At 43.5% G+C, this 15,487-nt stretch carries 13 protein-coding genes and 1 tRNA gene; 10 read left to right on the forward strand and 4 right to left on the reverse strand.

The features are described 5' to 3' along the window. The 10 genes from ACFSVN_RS05095 to rpoC all read left to right on the forward strand — a co-directional run. Nucleotides 1-136 (forward strand): EF-Tu C-terminal domain-related protein (locus ACFSVN_RS05095; protein WP_456237586.1); only part of this gene is annotated, 136 nt, incomplete at its 5' end. Between the two features lie 65 nt (nt 137-201). Continuing rightward, nucleotides 202-274 (forward strand) — tRNA-Trp (locus ACFSVN_RS05100). 17 nt (nt 275-291) lie between these two features. Then, a complete protein-coding gene (gene secE, locus ACFSVN_RS05105) occupies nt 292-474 on the forward strand; it encodes a preprotein translocase subunit SecE (protein ID WP_103664885.1) in 183 nt (60 codons plus the stop codon). Between the two features lie 2 nt (nt 475-476). After that, nucleotides 477-1,034 (forward strand): transcription termination/antitermination protein NusG, encoded by a 558-nt coding sequence (nusG, locus tag ACFSVN_RS05110; RefSeq protein WP_390299565.1) that lies wholly within the window; start codon nt 477-479, stop codon nt 1,032-1,034. A gap of 74 nt (nt 1,035-1,108) precedes the next feature. Then, the gene (gene rplK / locus ACFSVN_RS05115) at nt 1,109-1,540 is read left to right on the forward strand and encodes a 50S ribosomal protein L11 (RefSeq protein ID WP_390299568.1); all 432 of its coding nucleotides are present in this window, start codon (nt 1,109-1,111) and stop codon (nt 1,538-1,540) included. A 13-nt stretch (nt 1,541-1,553) separates the two neighbouring features. After that, complete coding sequence (rplA, locus tag ACFSVN_RS05120) at nt 1,554-2,252, forward strand: 50S ribosomal protein L1 (RefSeq protein WP_390299571.1); 699 nt, start codon at nt 1,554-1,556, stop codon at nt 2,250-2,252. 16 nt (nt 2,253-2,268) lie between these two features. Further along, a complete protein-coding gene (rplJ, locus tag ACFSVN_RS05125; protein WP_390299573.1) occupies nt 2,269-2,790 on the forward strand; it encodes a 50S ribosomal protein L10 in 522 nt (173 codons plus the stop codon). A 51-nt stretch (nt 2,791-2,841) separates the two neighbouring features. Further along, nucleotides 2,842-3,219 carry a 50S ribosomal protein L7/L12 gene (rplL, locus tag ACFSVN_RS05130; RefSeq protein WP_390299576.1) on the forward strand — a complete coding sequence of 126 codons (378 nt, stop codon included), beginning with the start codon at nt 2,842-2,844 and terminating at the stop codon, nt 3,217-3,219. 146 nt (nt 3,220-3,365) lie between these two features. Beyond that, on the forward strand, nt 3,366-7,181 hold the full coding sequence (gene rpoB, locus ACFSVN_RS05135; RefSeq protein WP_390300150.1) for a DNA-directed RNA polymerase subunit beta: 3,816 nt from the start codon (nt 3,366-3,368) through the stop codon (nt 7,179-7,181). Between the two features lie 30 nt (nt 7,182-7,211). Then, complete coding sequence (gene rpoC, locus ACFSVN_RS05140; RefSeq protein WP_390299579.1) at nt 7,212-11,528, forward strand: DNA-directed RNA polymerase subunit beta'; 4,317 nt, start codon at nt 7,212-7,214, stop codon at nt 11,526-11,528. Between the two features lie 120 nt (nt 11,529-11,648). Here rpoC and ACFSVN_RS05145 read toward each other — a convergent pair whose 3' ends face one another. The 4 genes from ACFSVN_RS05145 to ACFSVN_RS05160 all read right to left on the reverse strand — a co-directional run bounded on the left by ACFSVN_RS05145 (nt 11,649) and on the right by ACFSVN_RS05160 (nt 15,487). Next, a complete protein-coding gene (locus ACFSVN_RS05145; protein ID WP_390300152.1) occupies nt 11,649-11,987 on the reverse strand; it encodes a DoxX family protein in 339 nt (112 codons plus the stop codon). 266 nt (nt 11,988-12,253) lie between these two features. Then, nucleotides 12,254-13,798 carry a M20/M25/M40 family metallo-hydrolase gene (locus ACFSVN_RS05150; RefSeq protein WP_390299582.1) on the reverse strand — a complete coding sequence of 515 codons (1,545 nt, stop codon included), beginning with the start codon at nt 13,796-13,798 and terminating at the stop codon, nt 12,254-12,256. A 162-nt stretch (nt 13,799-13,960) separates the two neighbouring features. Beyond that, complete coding sequence (locus ACFSVN_RS05155) at nt 13,961-14,287, reverse strand: rhodanese-like domain-containing protein (protein WP_390299585.1); 327 nt, start codon at nt 14,285-14,287, stop codon at nt 13,961-13,963. Nucleotides 14,288-14,350: 63 nt separating this feature from the next. Further along, the gene (locus ACFSVN_RS05160; protein ID WP_390299588.1) at nt 14,351-15,487 is read right to left on the reverse strand and encodes an amidohydrolase; all 1,137 of its coding nucleotides are present in this window, start codon (nt 15,485-15,487) and stop codon (nt 14,351-14,353) included.

Here is a 15,487-nt window from a genome sequence, read left to right on the forward strand (position 1 = left end):
GGTGATGCCGGGAGACAATGTGAAATTAGACGTGGAACTCATCCAGCCGGTAGCGATGGAAGAGGGACTGCGCTTTGCAATTCGCGAAGGTGGCCGTACTGTTGGCGCCGGAGTGGTAACTAAAATATTGGATTAAGCAATTACCTAAATAAGGCCAGTGCAAAGAGCAGTCGGTAAGCCGGCTGCTCTTGTGCGCTTTATACGGGTGTAGCTCAGTTGGCAGAGCACTGGTCTCCAAAACCAGGTGTCGGGAGTTCGAGCCTCTCCACCCGTGCAGATAAATCTAAAAATATGAGTAAGATTAATAATTTTTTTGATGGTGTTGTGCAGGAATTCAAGAAGGTATCCTGGCCGACCCAAAAAGAACTGATAGATAACACTATTATCGTAGTGGTATTCTCAATCATAATTTCGGTTTTTATTTTTGGTGTTGATCAACTCTACAGCACAATCTTAGAAGCTATTTACAATTAATAATGAGCAAAGAACTAACACATGATTGGTATGTAGTCCGCTGCTTTTCCAGTCATGAGAAAAAGGTTAAAGAGTTTCTTGAGCGTGAAATTGAAGAACAAGGTTTAGAGGATAAGATCAGTGAGATTTTAATTCCTACTGAAACGGTTGTTGAGATACGTGCTGGTAAGAAACGCACGAGGGAGAAGAATTTTTTCCCCGGCTATATCCTTTTGAACACTCATTATGATGAAGAGGTAAACAATTTGATACAAAGTGCACCGTCCTGCCTTGGTTTTTTGAAGGTAGGTAAAAATGAAACGGTGCCAACTCCGCTAAAAGAGCACGAAGTCAAACGCATCATTGGGCGAGTGCAAGACAGTGGAGACGAAGCACGGAATATTGAAATTCCGTACAGCGAAGGTGACTTGGTTAAAGTAATATCCGGTCCGTTCAAAGATTTTGACGGAACTGTTCAGGAAGTGAATCCTGAAAAACTTAAACTGAGAGTTATGGTCAGTATTTTTGGTCGTAAAACTCCGGTTGAAGTTGATGTTAATCAAGTTGAATCCGCTACATAAAGAACCTAGTTGATGCACACTAGCTATTACGCACACATAAACAGAAGTTATTAATTATAGGATCCTGAGAATCCATGGCTAAAAAAGTTGAGAAAATCCTGAAGCTTCAGATTGTTGGGGGGCAGGCAAACCCTGCGCCACCTGTAGGACCGGCACTCGGTCAGGCAGGAATCAATATTATGGAGTTTTGTAAAGCCTTTAACGCTAAGACTCAGGACAAGGCCGGAACTGTTGTTCCTGTTGAGATTACGGTTTATGCTGATAAGTCTTTTACATTCAAAACAAAGACTCCACCAGCACCTGTACTTCTCAAGAAAGCAGCGAAAATCAAGTCCGGATCAGGTGAACCAAACCGAAATAAAGTAGGGACGGTAACCTGGAGCCAATGCAAAGACATTGCACAAGAAAAGATGGAAGACTTAAATGCGTTTGACATCGAAGCTGGTGCGGAGATGGTTGCAGGAACGGCTCGCAGTATGGGTCTTAGAGTAAATCGCGAAAAGTAAGGAAATTGTGATCATGGCAAAAAGAGGAAAGAAATATCAACAGGCCGTGGCACTCGTGAACCCCGAAGTGGATTACACTTTGGAAGAAGCGTGCGATCTGGTTAAAAAAACATCAAACACTAACTTCGACGCCTCAGTGGATATTGATATCCGTTTAGGTGTTGATCCTCGTCACGCAGACCAAATGGTACGTGGCACTGTGAGTTTACCTCATGGTACAGGAAAAGAAGTTCGTGTGCTTGCACTCGTTAATGAGAGTAAGCAAGATGAAGCCAGAGAAGCTGGTGCCGACCATGTTGGTCTTGATGATTACATCACGAAAATAGAAGAAGGGTGGACCGATATCGACGTGATTATCGCAACACCTGACGTAATGGGTAAACTCGGTAAGCTTGGGCGCTTTTTAGGGCCCCGCGGACTGATGCCTAACCCTAAAAGTGGAACCGTAACAATGGATGTGGCTGAAGCTGTTAAAACAGTAAAAGCCGGACAGATTGATTTCCGTGTTGATAAGGCCGGAATCCTTCATACATCTGTTGGTAAAGTAAGTTTTAGCGCTAGCGATCTGAAAGAAAATACAGAAGCATTCTTTCGGACTGTTATGAGTTTAAGACCGGCTTCCGCAAAAGGACTGTATGTGAAAAGTGTTTTCATGAGCAGTACTATGGGACCAAGCATCCCGTTAAGCAGAACCGCAGTAACATCCCTATAATAGGAGGAATTAAATTATGCCTACTGCAGAAAAGCAAGCAGTTTTAGACGAGATTGCCGAAAAACTGGAAAGTTCTAGTGCTTTATATATCACTAACTATTCCGGAATGTCGGTACCTGAAGTTAATGAACTGCGAGGTGCATTTCGTAAGGGAGATATTCGCTTCAAAGTATACAAAAATAAGCTTGTAAAGCTGGCAATGGAGAAGGTTGGTGGATATGATGATATCATTCCTTCTTTGGTTGAGCAGAATGCTTTCGCTTTTGTAGAAGAAGAACTATCAGCACCTGCCAAGGTATTGAAAGATTTTATCAAGGATAATAATAAGCCACAGTTTAAATCCGCAATGGTAGATGGTGATTTCTACGGTGAGGATAAACTGGACGTTCTGGCAGCTATGAAGTCTAAGAACGAAATTATTGGCGATGTCCTTGGTCTGTTAATGGCTCCGCTATCAAATGTAGTTGGTGCACTTAACTCACAAGGATCTAACCTTGTTGGTGCCGTTAAAACAATCGCTGAAAAAGGCGACGAATAACCCTTATTACACAACTAGAATTTTTTATATCAAAACAACTGGAGAAATAAAATGGCTGACGTTAAAGATTTAGCTGAACAGCTTGTCAACCTGACAATTAAAGAAGCAAATGAACTTGCTAAAGTTCTTGAAGAAGAATACGATATCAAACCTGCTCAAGCTGCTGTTGCAGTAGCTGGACCTGCCGGTGGCGGAGAAGCCGGTGGCGGAGAAGAGCAAACTGAGTTTGACGTAGTTCTTAAAAGCGCTGGTGCTAAGAAAATCGCCGTTATCAAAGAAGTACGCGGCATCACCGGTCTTGGGCTGAAAGAAGCCAAAGAATTGGTTGACGGAGCTCCTGGCACTGTAAAAGAAGCTGTATCGAAAGATGAAGCTGAAGACATCAAATCCAAGCTTGAAGAAGCTGGTGCCGAAGTAGAGCTTAAGTAACTTATACTTACAAATTCGTGGGTAGCCAATGCCGTGAAAACGGTATTGGCTATTGGCGTCTTATAGAAATTGACCCCAAATGCCTTGGGGTTTACCCGTATCATTTACCTTCAATCTAAGAGGAGAGGTTCCTTTTGAGCAAGAAGATGCAAACTATTCCGAACACGGAACGCCTATCGTTTGGTAAGACCAAACATGTATTGGATTACCCAGATTTTCTGGATATCCAGTTAGAGTCATTCGAAAAATTTGTACAGCTTGATATTGCGCCCAACGAGCGACAAAATCAAGGACTGCAACGTATATTTAATGAAAATTTTCCTATTCAGGATACTCGTGAAACTCATATCCTTGAGTTTCTTTACTTTAACGTGGATGTGCCTCGTTATACTGAAGCTGAGTGTCAGGATCGGGGCCTAACATATTCTGTTCCGCTTAAAGCCAAATTGAGATTATCGTCTGTTGATGACAGCGATGAAGCCAGCGAAACTATTGAACAGGAAGTGTTCTTAGGAGACCTTCCGTGGATGACAAACCGAGGTACTTTTATAGTGAACGGTGCCGAGCGAGTTATTGTAAGTCAGCTCCATCGTTCTCCAGGTGTATTCTTTGGACAAAACGTACACCCGAACGGTACACAACTGTATTCCGCTCGTGTTATTCCATTTAAAGGATCCTGGATTGAATTTACTACGGATATCAGAGACGTCCTTTGGGCATATATCGACCGTAAGAAGAAAGTACCGGCCACTACCCTATTGAGAGCTCTCGGATACTCCTCCGATATTGAATTATTAAGCTTGTTTGAGCTTTCTGAGGATATCAAGTTCGGTTCCAAAGCAGATTACAACAAGAAATTAGTAGGTAAGAGACTTGCTGAAAATATTGTTGTGGAAAGCATGGAAGAAGTTGTTGATGATGAGACAGGTGAAGTAACTGAAGCTCTTAATCGACAGATCATCTTTGAACGTGATCACGAATTGACTGAAGATGATTACGGTGCATTGAAAGATGCCGAAGTTGAAAAAGTATTGGTTCAGAAGATAAGTGCTGAGGAATCAGAGCGTTCAGTGATGATGAATACACTGCGTAAAGATCCTACTTATGATGAATCTTCTGCACTTGGAGAAATTTATCAGCAGATACGATCCGGTGAAATGCCAGATCCCGAAACTGCCCGTTCCATACTAGAGCGATTATTTTTCAGCGATAAGAAATATGACCTTGGTGAAGTTGGAAGATACCGACTCAACAAGCGTTTGAAGATGGACCAGGAAAATACCCTTCAATATCTGACTAAAGAGGATATTGTAGCTATTGTGAAGGAAGTTATCCGTCTGAAGAACATGAAATCTCAGGTGGATGATATTGATCACTTGAGTAACCGTCGTGTACGTACTGTAGGCGAACAGTTAGGTCAGCAGTTTGCTATCGGGCTCGCTCGTATGGCCAGAACCATTCGTGAGCGAATGAACTCCCGTGATGCAGAGCAGCTTACACCGCAGGATCTTGTTAACGCCCGTACCATTTCAAGTGTGATAAACACATTCTTTGGTACTAATCAGCTTTCGCAGTTTATGGATCAAACTAATCCGATTGCTGAGCTGACTCACAAGCGACGTATGTCTGCGCTTGGACCGGGTGGATTGACTCGTGAGCGAGCTGGTTTTGAGGTTCGTGATGTTCACTATACTCACTATGGACGACTTTGCCCAATTGAAACACCTGAGGGACCAAACATTGGTTTGATCTCATCCCTGTGTGTTCACGCGAAAGTAAATGACTTCGGGTTTATTGAAACCCCTTACCGAAAAGTGAAGGAAGGAAAGGTTTCCAAAGATGTAGAATATCTGGCTGCTGAGCAAGAAGATGAAACCGTAATTGCCCAGGCTAACGCCGAGATCGATGATAAGGGCATGTTCGAAACGGATGCCATCTTCTCCAGAACCCGTGAAGGTAACTACCTCCGCGTGAAGCCGGAAGAAATTGAATACATGGACGTTGCCACTAATCAGATCACATCTTTGGCGGCAGCATTGATTCCATTTATTGAACACGATGATGCTAACCGTGCCTTGATGGGTTCGAACATGCAGCGTCAAGCCGTTCCTTTATTGCGCCCGGAAGCTCCTGTAGTGGGAACCGGACTGGAGCAGCGTGCCGCTCGTGATTCAAGAGCTATCATTACTGCAGACGCCGATGGCGAAGTAGTATATGTAAGTGCTACGGAGATCAGAGTTAAGTACAAGCGTACTGAAGATGAACAACATTGCTATTTTGATGGTGGTGTTAAATCATATAAACTGAACAAATTCATCCGAACTAACCAGGATACTACGATCAATCAGCGTCCTGTTGTTAAGATCGGAGATAAAGTTAAAGCCGGTCAGGCTTTGGCTGATGGTTGCTCTACTGACAAAGGAGAGCTTGCCTTGGGCCGTAACTTGCTCGTGGCGTTCATGCCATGGAGAGGGTACAACTTTGAGGATGCGATCGTAGTAAGTGAGCGCATTGTTCAGGAAGATATTTATACTTCTATTCACGTAACGGAATTCGAACAACAGGTTCGTGATACCAAGCGTGGTGAAGAAGAACTGACTCGTGAAATTCCTAATGTAAGTGAAGAAGCTACGTCTGATCTTGACGAACGTGGAATTATACGTATCGGTGCTAAGATCGAGCATGGTGACATTCTGGTTGGTAAGATCACTCCTAAAGGAGAAACAGATCCTACTCCGGAAGAAAAACTATTGCGCGCCATTTTTGGCGATAAAGCAGGTGATGTTAAAGATGCATCACTGAAAGTGCCGCCAAGTGTTGAAGGTACAGTAATTGATACCAAGCTCTTCAGCCGTAAACGAGATGAGCTTATCTCTCGTAAGGAAGAGAAGAAAAGTGTTGAGCAGGAAGAAGAACGTCATGCACAAAAAGTTGCTGAATTGAATCAGCAATGGGCAGACAAGATGTACTCCCTGCTTCGAGACAAAACCTCTCCGGGTGTGTTGAACTACAGTAATGTAGAGCTGATCCCGAAAGGCGAGAAATACAAGAAATCAGTATTTGAAGAATTAGATCCGGTAAACATCAACGAGAACATTGACTGGGCCACTGATGGTGAGCTAGTGAAGATGGTTCGTAAGTTGTTTGCTAACTACCGTGAGCTTCGTCGTGAAATTGATACCGAAGCCAAGCGTCGTAAATTTGCGATCCAGGTAGGAGATGAATTACCACCGGGAATCATTCAGAAAGCTAAAGTTTATGTTGCTAAGAAACGTAAACTGAAAGTGGGTGATAAAATGGCGGGTCGTCACGGTAATAAAGGTGTGGTTGCTAAGATCGTACCTGCCGAAGACATGCCATTTATGGAAGACGGAACTCCTGTAGATATCTGTCTTAACCCTCTTGGTGTACCATCTCGTATGAACCTTGGACAGATCTACGAAACCATCCTTGGATGGGCTGCTAAGAAAATGGGTGTTACTTTTGCATCTCCTATTTTCGACGGTGCTTCTATGGATGAGGTAAGAGAAAAACTAAGAGAAGCGGGATTACCTGAAGACGGTCGAGTAAATCTTTACGACGGTCGTACAGGTGAACCATTCGCACAGAAAACAACAGTAGGTTATATCTACATGTTGAAACTGAATCACTTGATTCAGGACAAAATGCATGCTCGTTCTATTGGGCCATACTCACTTATTACGCAGCAACCATTGGGCGGTAAAGCTCAGTTTGGTGGTCAGCGACTCGGTGAGATGGAGGTTTGGGCATTGTATGCTTATGGTGCTTCCAGCATCCTGAAAGAAATGCTCACTGTAAAAAGTGATGACGTAAAAGGGCGCTCTAAAGTATATGAGGCCATCGTTAAAGGTGAAAACCTGCCCGATGGAGACGTGCCCGAATCATTCAAGGTATTACTACGAGAGCTTATGGGTCTCGGCCTTGAAATGCACATTGAATAATTTCACTGTTAATAATTTGGAGGAACATCCTTGCCAGTAACTAAGACATTAACAGTCACCAAAGACTTCGATAGCATTGGGGTATCCCTTGCTTCCGCAGAGACGATTTTATCTCGCTCTCACGGAGAGGTCTTGACTCCCGAGACTATAAACTATAGAACCTTCAAACCGGAAATGGATGGTCTTTTCTGTGAAAAGATCTTCGGCCCGGTTAAAGATTACGAATGCCATTGTGGTAAATACAAGAGGATCCGCTATAAAGGTATCATCTGCGACCGTTGCGGTGTGGAAGTTACCCGAAAAGCTGTTCGTCGTGAGCGTATGGGGCATATTACCCTTACCGTTCCTGTAGTACACATTTGGTACTTCAAGTCACTTCCAAATAAGATCGCTTACCTTATAGGAACTTCGTCCAAGAATCTGGATAAGATCGTTTATTACGAAACTTTCGTGATCATCAATCCGGGTGTTGCGCGAGACTTAGGTTATGCACAAGGTGATCAGATCTCTGAAGAAGAGAAGTGGGACATTTTAGAACAACTGCCCGAAGATAATCAGGAGCTGGATGACGATGATGACGACAAGTTCATCGTTAAGGAAGGAGCGGATGCTTTGCAGGCACTCCTTGCCGATCTTGATCTTGATGAATTGGCTTATCAGTTACGCTATGAGGTGAAGAATGAAACTTCACAAATGCGTAAGAAGAAAAAGCTGAAGCGTCTTCAGGTAATTGAATCATTTCGTGCCGCCAACAAGCACACTGAAAACCGTCCTGAATGGATGGTACAGAGTGTAATTCCTGTGATTCCACCGGAATTACGACCATTGGTACCTCTGGAAGGTGGCCGTTTTGCGACATCTGATCTGAATGATCTGTACCGTCGTGTGATCATCCGTAACAATCGTCTGAAAAGATTGATAGATATCAAAGCTCCTGATGTGATTCTCCGTAACGAGAAGCGCATGTTGCAGGAAGCGGTTGATTCACTCTACGACAACTCAAGAAAATCAAACGCAGTACGTAATAACAACCGCCCGCTTAAATCACTTTCAGATATGCTGAAAGGTAAGAGTGGCCGTTTCCGTCAAAACCTTCTTGGTAAGCGTGTTGACTATTCCGGCCGTTCTGTAATTGTGGTAGGACCCGAGCTGAAAATGCACGAATGTGGTCTGCCAAAAGAAATGGCGGTTGAGCTCTACAAACCATTCATTATTCGTCGCTTGATAGAGCGTGGATATGTGAAAACAGTAAAGAGCGCCAAGAAAGTAGTTGACCGACGCGATGCCGTTGTATGGGAAGTACTCGAAAATGTAATCGACGGACACCCCGTACTTCTTAACCGTGCCCCGACATTGCACAGGTTAGGTATTCAGGCATTCCAGCCGGTACTTATTGAAGAGAAAGCTATACGGCTTCACCCACTCGCATGTACAGCGTTTAACGCTGACTTTGACGGTGACCAGATGGCCGTTCACCTTCCATTGAGTCACGATGCTGTTATTGAAGCATCCGTTCTTATGTTAGGTTCTCATAACATTTTAGCACCTGCAAATGGTGGTCCGATCGCAGTTCCTTCACAGGATATGATCCTTGGACTGTACTATTTGACCAAGCCAGATGATGGACGTAAAGGTGAAGGAAAAACATTTTCTTCTCCGGAAGAAGTGTTGATCGCTTTTGATCAGGGACAAATTGATACCCATGCTAAGATCAATGTTCGAATTCCCGTAATTAATGAGGTAGGAGAAGCGGAATACGAGGTAATTAAAACTTCTACCGGACGAGTGATATTCAATGAGATCACTCCTAAGGAAATTCCATTCATTAATAAGACCCTCGGTAAAAAAGAACTGAGAAACCTTATTGGTGAAATCCATGGCGTTGTAGGAACAGCTAAAACAGCCAAGTTCCTGGATGATATGAAGAGGTTAGGATATGAGGAAGCTACTATTGGTGGACTTTCCTTCAGTCTTGACGATATCATTATTCCGGATGCCAAAGGAGAATTGATCAATAAAGCCAAAGACGAAGTAACCGACGTACAAGGACGTTACGAGATGGGCTTTATTACTGATAACGAGCGGTATAACCAGGTAATTGATAAGTGGACAAGTACCACAAACCGTGTTTCTGAAACATTATTCACGGCACTGCAAAACGACCGAAACGGATTTAACCCCGTTTATATGATGGCTGATTCCGGTGCTCGTGGTTCTAAAGAGCAGATCCGACAGTTAGGTGGTATGCGTGGTCTTATGGCCAAGCCTCAAAAGAGCTCCATGCAGCAGGGTAATGAAGTTATTGAAAACCCGATCCTTTCTTCTTTCAAAGAGGGATTGACGGTTCTTGAATACTTTATCTCTACTCACGGTGCACGTAAAGGTCTTGCTGATACGGCCCTTAAAACTGCCGATGCCGGTTATCTTACCCGTCGATTAGTTGATGTGTCACAAGATGTGATCATTAATGAAAGAGACTGTGGTACCCTCCGTGGTATCAAGATGACGGCTCTGAAAGACAATGAGGATATCATTGAAAGTCTTGAAGATCGTATTCTCGGCCGTGTATCATTACATGAAATTTATGACCCGATCTCTGATGAATTGATCTGTGAATCAAATCAGGTGATCGATGAAACGGTAGCTCAGAAGATCGCTGAAACTTCAATCGATGAAGTTGAGATCCGTTCCGTACTTACCTGTGAGACACCTCGCGGAGTATGTGCCAAGTGTTACGGACGCGACCTTGCCCGTGGCACACTCGTTGAAAAAGGAGAAGCAGTAGGTGTTATTGCAGCTCAGTCAATTGGTGAGCCGGGTACACAGCTTACCCTTCGTACCTTCCACGTTGGTGGTACAGCTTCTCGTTTGGAGGCTGAATCTCAGCATAAGACAAAGTTTGAAGGTAAAGTTGAATTTGAAAACGTCCGCGTTGTGGTTTACAACGATGGCGAAGAAGATCATAATGTTGTTCTTTCACGTGCCGGTGAAGCTAAGATCGTGAACGACGAAGGAACAGTATTGATCACTTACAACATCCCTTACGGTTCTGAGATGTTGGTTGAAGACGGTGATATGGTACCTAAAGGAGCAGTGCTCTGTAAGTGGGATCCATATAACGCCCTGATCTTCTCTGAAATTGAAGGTACGGTTGAGTTCAAAGATATCATTGACGGAGTTACTTCATCAGATGATACCGATGCTCAAACCGGTCACCGTGAAAAAGTAATTACAGATTCCAAAGATCGTACGCTGGTTCCAACCCTTATGATCAAAGGAACTAAAGACCGAATCCGCGAAAGCACACTGCCGGTTGATACCCACATTGTGGTAGAAGATGGCGCTAAAGTGGAAGCCGGTCAGGTAATCGCCAAGATTCCGCGTGTTGCATCCAAATCTAAGGATATCACCGCTGGTCTTCCGCGTATTACAGAACTATTTGAAGCGCGTTCCCCAAGTGAACCTGCCGTTGTTACTGAAATTGACGGTATTGTTGAAATGGGTGGACGTAAGCGTGGTTCACAAGAGGTATTTGTGAAATCCAAAGACGGAACCGATGAGAAGAAATATCTGATCTCGCTAAGTAAGCATATCTTGGTTCAATCCAATGATTTTGTGAAAGCAGGTCAGCCACTTTCTGACGGAACCATTCCGGCTCAGGATATTCTGAATATCTTAGGTCCATACGCTGTGCAGTCTTATCTCGTGAATGAAATTCAGGAGGTTTACCGACTACAGGGTGTGAAGATCAATGACAAGCACATTGAAACTATTGTGCGAACCATGATGCAGAAAGTTGAGATCACCGATCCCGGTGATACCATGTTCCTTGAAGGCGATAAAGTTGATCGATTTGAAGTGAATGATCGTAATGACGAACTGATCGGTAAGTTTGTAGTCACCAACCAAGGTGGAAGTGAACTTAAGAAAGGAACTATCCTTGATCGCCGTGAAGTAAGAGATCATAACAATCAGTTGATCAAAGACGGTAAAGAAGAGCTCGAAACCCGTGAAGCAGAACCGGCTATTTCTAAGCCAATTCTGTTGGGTATCACAAGAGCTGCACTTTCAACCGATAGCTGGTTGTCAGCAGCTTCCTTCCAGGAAACTACCAAGGTACTTACTCAGGCTTCAATCGAAGCTAAGAAAGACTTCCTCCGCGGACTCAAAGAGAATGTGGTGGTTGGACATAAAGTACCTGCCGGTACCGGACTTCGCGACTATGAAGACATCGTGGTTGGATCGAAGAAAGACATGGAAGAAGGAGACGAAGAGATCGCCAAAGTATTTGAAGAACTTGGCGGAAGCAGTAACGGCGAAGGTGAAACAGCCGAAGCCGAAGACTAACACTTCGTTAGCCTTTTAAAGAATTAAAGCCCCGTTCATTAAATTGAGCGGGGCTTTTTTTATATGTTTAAAAGTGATGAAAAGATCTCACAATGCATGGCTTCCTGAATTTTAAGCAGGCTAGGACTCTGCAGGTTTATCCAATATGTTATCAAGAGAATAACTTCCCGTATTCATCATGGCTATAGCTAAACTGGCTAGCATAAGTATGATCTCCAAACGCATACCGCTGAAGCCCCCATCGCCGCCCATTTTTACAGTAAAAATAGCAACAAGCATCGTGAAGGCTAATAAAATGCCGGGAACTTCAACTTTATATCCTATCAAAACCATGATTCCGCCCAGAAACTCTACAAGCGCTACAACCCAAGCCATAATACCTGCAAGTGGAATTCCGATATTCCCAAAAAATCCCTGAACACCTTCAATACCGGTAAGTTTACCCCATCCGGCTACAATAAAAAATGACTCCTACACCGATTCGAAGTAGTAATACAGCTATGTTTTTATTCTTCATATGTCCTCCATTTTGGATATTAATATTGTCTTAATCTATTTTAAATGAGGGTAATATCAAAAATAAAGTTTAATGTTCAACTAAAATCTATTCTAACCACCTAATTTGCTTGAAATAAAAAAGCCACCCCAATTTCTCAGGATGGCTTAATCTCACCTAACTAAAAAGACGATCGTCGTTAGTCAACCGTCATTGGTGCTAACTAAAACTAATTCCCTGTGCGATTAGGGGTTCGTGGTGTTGGCCACTCCATTCGCTCACCTGTACTTGGATTGATAGGAAGAACAGCTTTGTCACGAGGGAAAGTCTCAGGATCTTCACTCGCCATGTAAGTTAAAATGGCGGTGAGGATGGCATTATTTCGAACATCATCAAAAACGATCTTATCATAGGTATCACGATTGGTATGCCAGGTATAATTCCAGTAGCTCCAGCTCAGTGAACTCAAGGAAAATCCCGGAGCTTCTGCTGAAACAAAGGATGCATAATCAGAACCGCCACCGCCGGGAGTGCCGGGAAAGGTCGTCTCAATATGCTGTGTGATATCACGAGGTACGGCTTCCAGCCATCGTCCTAAGAACTCATAGGCATGTAAGAAACCCTGTCCTGAAATACGGACAACACGTCCGGTTCCATTATCTTGATTGAAGAGTGCCTGCATATTGTTTACGATTTCAGGATTATCTTCAACGTATGCTGAAGACCCGTTCAACCCTTGTTCCTCACCACCCCAAAGTCCAATAATAATAGTTCGCTTTGGGTTGGGATATACTTCTTTAAGGATACGTGCTGCTTCCATCATGGTAACAGACCCTGTGGCGTTATCGGTAGCTCCGGTTCCGCCATCCCATGAATCGTAATGAGCGGAAAGAATAATATATTCATCAGCTTTTTCATTTCCGGGAATAGTGGCAATGGTATTGAAGGTAGGAACTTTACCCAACCGCTTTGATTGTGCGTTGATCTTTACCTCAGGTTCGCTTCCATATTCGACCATGCGATGAAGCATCCCATAATCTTCAAGGGAAAGATCGATCACAGGGATATTCTCAGTATTGGCGCTGAAGATCTTATTAACTCCAAAACCATTAGACCATCGGGATTGAAAAAGGCCAACTGCTCCTGCTTCTTCAAGTTTGTTGTTGAGATCACGGCCATAACCAATGCGTTGTAAATTTTCGCGCCAGGCCTGACTTTGAGCACTTCGGTCTTCCCTCATTTTGGCAAAGGATTCTTCTGTGGCAAATTCTTCCCAGTTGTAATCAGGCCGGCCGGTAAGCTGTGGCCGAGAGATCATGATCACTTTACCCTCTATGGTCTTTAACCATGCATTAAATTCTTCCTGGTTTTCTACGGTTGGAAGGATATCAACCGAAGCCGTAACACCACCTTCAGGGGTAGCCGGACTCCAGGCCAACTGCTGACCTTCCAGAGAAACCACACGAGGTGAAATGAGGTCGATATGGGTGATGCCTCGTTCCCATCCGTCCCATTCTCCATATTCTTGATTCTCTGCAGAAATGCCCCATTCCTCAAATTGAGAAACAGCCCAGTCGTGAGCATGCTGCATCTGAGGTGTTCCCACCAATCTTGGACCTATAACATCTGTTAACTGATGGGCAAGCCATTCAAGCTGAGAGTTCTCTGTTGCCTCTTTTATGATAGCTTCAACTGTAGGATCACTTTCTTGAGCAAATACTGATCCCACCGGAACTACCAGCAAAAGGAATAAAAATTTTAATAAACGATTCATGTACCATTCTCCGATCTGTTAAAAATTGACCGAAGAATATATTCTATCTGTACATAAAAAAGAGTTTTTGAAATTTATTTTTACGAAAAAAAACCGCCTCATGCGAGACGGTTTTATTAATTAAAAATATTATGACTTGGCTCAGCCATCAGTGCCAACTAATTAATATCCGGCTTTTCTCCATCCTGCCAATCCTTCTTCAAAATCACTGACATGAGTATATCCCATTTCCTCAAGCTTCTGGGCCAGCTTAGGAGATGCGTCACAATCTGAATTTGCGCAGTAAACTACGATTTCTGCGTCCATATATGGAATGATCTCCTTAGCTATTTCGGCGTTTTCGGTCGGGATGTTGATAGAACCGGGAATATGTTTGGCCAGAAAAGCGTCTTTAGCCAAAGCATTTATAATGATCGGGGAATGTTCACCCGTCATTTTTCGATGTAAAGTTTCTGCGTCTATGGATTGAAGTGTTGCTAAAGCAGTCATGATCTTAAAGATTAAATTCTACTTCTTACTTCACCTTAATAACAAATCAGAGCTTCGTGACATTCAGATCAATCTCTTAGTATAGATATCATAAAATACTTTAGCTGCGGGCTCTATGATATCATCAGGAAAATCGTATTCGGGATCATGTAAATTTGGTGTTTCAAGTCCGGAACCAAAACCGAATTGAGCCCCCTTATTAGTGGCAGTGAAATAAGCGAAATCCTCAGACCAGTTATTTGGATCTGACATTTCCTCAAGCTGATAGTCAAGAGACCTGGCAGATTCTTCAATGAGCTCCACACACTCTTTTGCGTTAATGGTAGCAGGATATATTTCGGTATAATTATGCGAATATGCTAATTCATATTCATTTGCATGCCTTCTGAGGATGTTTTCAGCTTTTGAGCATAATAGCTCAAGGTCATTATTTTCATAAGCACGAAGTGTGATTCCCATTTCCAGATCAGAGGGTGATACCCCAAACGAGATCTCTCCCATACGAATATAGATCAAAGTTGAGATCACATGATTACTAAATCCGGTCTTAGATCGGGTTAATTCCTGTATCTCTTCGATGATCTTGTGGGCAGCGGGATAAGGCGGATTTCCTTTCTCAGGTTCAGCCGCATGGGAAGTTCTTCCCTGCAGGTTGATGGTCATTCCGCAGGAAGCTGCAGCGAAAGTACCTTCTTTCACCAAGACCTTATTCTTGGCCTGCCCCGGTATATTGTGAAGAGCAAACATGTAGTCCGGTGAAAGGGCATGAAACTCAGGAGACTGCACCACATCTTTTGCGCCGAGATCTGTCTCTTCAGCAGGTTGAAATAGCAAAACCGCTTTACCTTTCTTTGGGCGATTTTCAGAAATCAGTTTTCCAAGGTAAGCGATGATAGCCATATGTCCGTCATGCCCACAAAGGTGTGCCACTCCATCTATGGATGAACGGTAAGCAAGGTTGGGAGAACGTTCTTGAATAGGCAGGGCATCCAGCTCACAACGAAAGACAATCGTTTCAGCGGCTTCGCTTCCCTCAAAAACAAACATCTTTCCGGTTCCCGCCACCGGAATTTCTTCATCCGGTTCAAACTGTTTCATGAATTCTGAGATCCGTTTAGAAGTTTCGTATTCCTGTTTAGAAAGTTCAGGATATCGATGCAGGGTTCGTCGGAGGTTGATAAAATCTTGTAGGTCAGACAT

The sequence above is a fragment of the Gracilimonas halophila genome (assembly GCF_042684365.1).
Taxonomy (GTDB): Bacteria; Bacteroidota; Rhodothermia; order Balneolales; family Balneolaceae; genus Gracilimonas; species Gracilimonas halophila.

What these genes read in the sequence shown, in the direction of transcription:
- secE (WP_103664885.1), top strand. Translation starts at nt 292, where the DNA reads ATGAGTAAGATTAATAATTTTTTTGATGGTGTTGTGCAGGAATTCAAG.
- nusG (WP_390299565.1), top strand. Translation starts at nt 477, where the DNA reads ATGAGCAAAGAACTAACACATGATTGGTATGTAGTCCGCTGCTTTTCC.
- rplK (WP_390299568.1), top strand. Translation starts at nt 1,109, where the DNA reads ATGGCTAAAAAAGTTGAGAAAATCCTGAAGCTTCAGATTGTTGGGGGG.
- rplA (WP_390299571.1), top strand. Translation starts at nt 1,554, where the DNA reads ATGGCAAAAAGAGGAAAGAAATATCAACAGGCCGTGGCACTCGTGAAC.
- rplJ (WP_390299573.1), top strand. Translation starts at nt 2,269, where the DNA reads ATGCCTACTGCAGAAAAGCAAGCAGTTTTAGACGAGATTGCCGAAAAA.
- rplL (WP_390299576.1), top strand. Translation starts at nt 2,842, where the DNA reads ATGGCTGACGTTAAAGATTTAGCTGAACAGCTTGTCAACCTGACAATT.
- rpoB (WP_390300150.1), top strand. Translation starts at nt 3,366, where the DNA reads ATGCAAACTATTCCGAACACGGAACGCCTATCGTTTGGTAAGACCAAA.
- ACFSVN_RS05150 (WP_390299582.1), bottom strand. Translation starts at nt 13,798, where the DNA reads ATGAATCGTTTATTAAAATTTTTATTCCTTTTGCTGGTAGTTCCGGTG.
- ACFSVN_RS05155 (WP_390299585.1), bottom strand. Translation starts at nt 14,287, where the DNA reads ATGACTGCTTTAGCAACACTTCAATCCATAGACGCAGAAACTTTACAT.
- ACFSVN_RS05160 (WP_390299588.1), bottom strand. Translation starts at nt 15,487, where the DNA reads ATGTCTGACCTACAAGATTTTATCAACCTCCGACGAACCCTGCATCGA.